The 1,700-nt window shown below is 58.4% G+C and carries 1 rRNA gene; it reads right to left on the bottom strand.

The window, feature by feature from the left end:
- Positions 1 to 82: 82 nt before the first annotated feature.
- Positions 83 to 1,700, bottom strand: a 23S ribosomal RNA gene (locus tag BCL65_RS17700); the annotation flags it as partial.

The following is a 1,700-nucleotide window of genomic DNA, read 5'->3' as shown; positions in this document are numbered from 1 at the left end:
CCCTGTGGTGGGGGTGGGGGGTGTGTGGGTGGTGCCCGTTTCTCGGGAACCGCACAGTGGACGCGTGCATAGCAGAAGTGTTGGTGTTGAAGTTGTTGGCTTATTAGTACCGGTCAGCTGCGACAGTCGTTGGTCCTGTCTTCCACTTCCGGCCTATCTACCCAGTGGTCTAGCTGGGTGCCTTCACCCCACGAGGGGGATGGAAACCTCATCTTGAAGCAGGCTTCCCGCTTAGATGCTTTCAGCGGTTATCCCTTCCGAACGTAGCGAACCAGCGGTGCTCCTGGCGGAACAACTGGCATACCAGAGGTTCGTCCGTCCCGGTCCTCTCGTACTAGGGACAGCCCTTCTCAAGTTTCCTGCGCGCGCAGCGGATAGGGACCGAACTGTCTCACGACGTTCTAAACCCAGCTCGCGTGCCGCTTTAATGGGCGAACAGCCCAACCCTTGGGACCTACTCCAGCCCCAGGATGCGACGAGCCGACATCGAGGTGCCAAACCATCCCGTCGATATGGACTCTTGGGGAAGATCAGCCTGTTATCCCCGGGGTACCTTTTATCCGTTGAGCGACGGCGCTTCCACAAGCCACCGCCGGATCACTAGTTCCGACTTTCGTCCCTGCTCGACCTGTCGGTCTCACAGTCAAGCTCCCTTGTGCACTTGCACTCGACACCTGATTGCCAACCAGGCTGAGGGAACCTTTGAGCGCCTCCGTTACATTTTGGGAGGCAACCGCCCCAGTTAAACTACCCACCAGGCACTGTCCCTGATCCGGATCACGGACCGAGGTTAGATGGTCGATGCGGTCAGAGTGGTATTTCAACGGCGACTCCACTCGCGCTGGCGCGCGGGCTTCATAGTCTCCCACCTATCCTACACAAACCGCACCGAACACCAATACCAAGCTATAGTAAAGGTCCCGGGGTCTTTCCGTCCTGCTGCGCGTAACGAGCATCTTTACTCGTAGTGCAATTTCGCCGAGTTCGCGGTTGAGACAGCGGAGAAGTCGTTACGCCATTCGTGCAGGTCGGAACTTACCCGACAAGGAATTTCGCTACCTTAGGATGGTTATAGTTACCACCGCCGTTTACTGGGGCTTAAATTCTGGGCTTCGCCCGAAGGCTGACCCGTCCTCTTAACCTTCCAGCACCGGGCAGGCGTCAGTCCGTATACATCGTCTTGCGACTTCGCACGGACCTGTGTTTTTAGTAAACAGTCGCTTCTCCCTGGTCTCTGCGGCCCTTACCGCCGTCACCCGCAAGGGGTTGGACAGTTCGGGCCCCCCTTCTCCCGAAGTTACGGGGGCATTTTGCCGAGTTCCTTAACCACGATTTGCTCGATCGCCTTGGTATTCTCTACCTGACCACCTGAGTCGGTTTGGGGTACGGGCGGCTAGAACCTCGCGTCGAGGCTTTTCTTGGCAGCAGAGGATCACCCGATTCCCGCTTGAGCGGTCACCGTCAGCTCTCACCGTACGTGCTTCGCGGATTTACCTACGAAGCCGGCTACGGCCTTGGACGTGGTCTACCATCGCCACGCCGGGCTACCTTCCTGCGTCACCCCTGTTAATACGCTTACCTACTACCGGTTCGGGTCCCACGCCTCGCCACCGGTGTCACCCGAAGGTGACGGTGGTGGTCCGGGGTGGTTAGCATCACCGGGCTCGGTATGGGCGGTTCTTCGCCGGTAGGAGAATATC

The sequence above is a fragment of the Isoptericola halotolerans genome (assembly GCF_003003075.1).
GTDB lineage: Bacteria > Actinomycetota > Actinomycetes > Actinomycetales > Cellulomonadaceae > Isoptericola > Isoptericola halotolerans_A.
The sequence above is the reverse complement of the archived record's forward strand: the minus strand, read 5'-3'. Positions and strand labels throughout refer to the sequence as shown.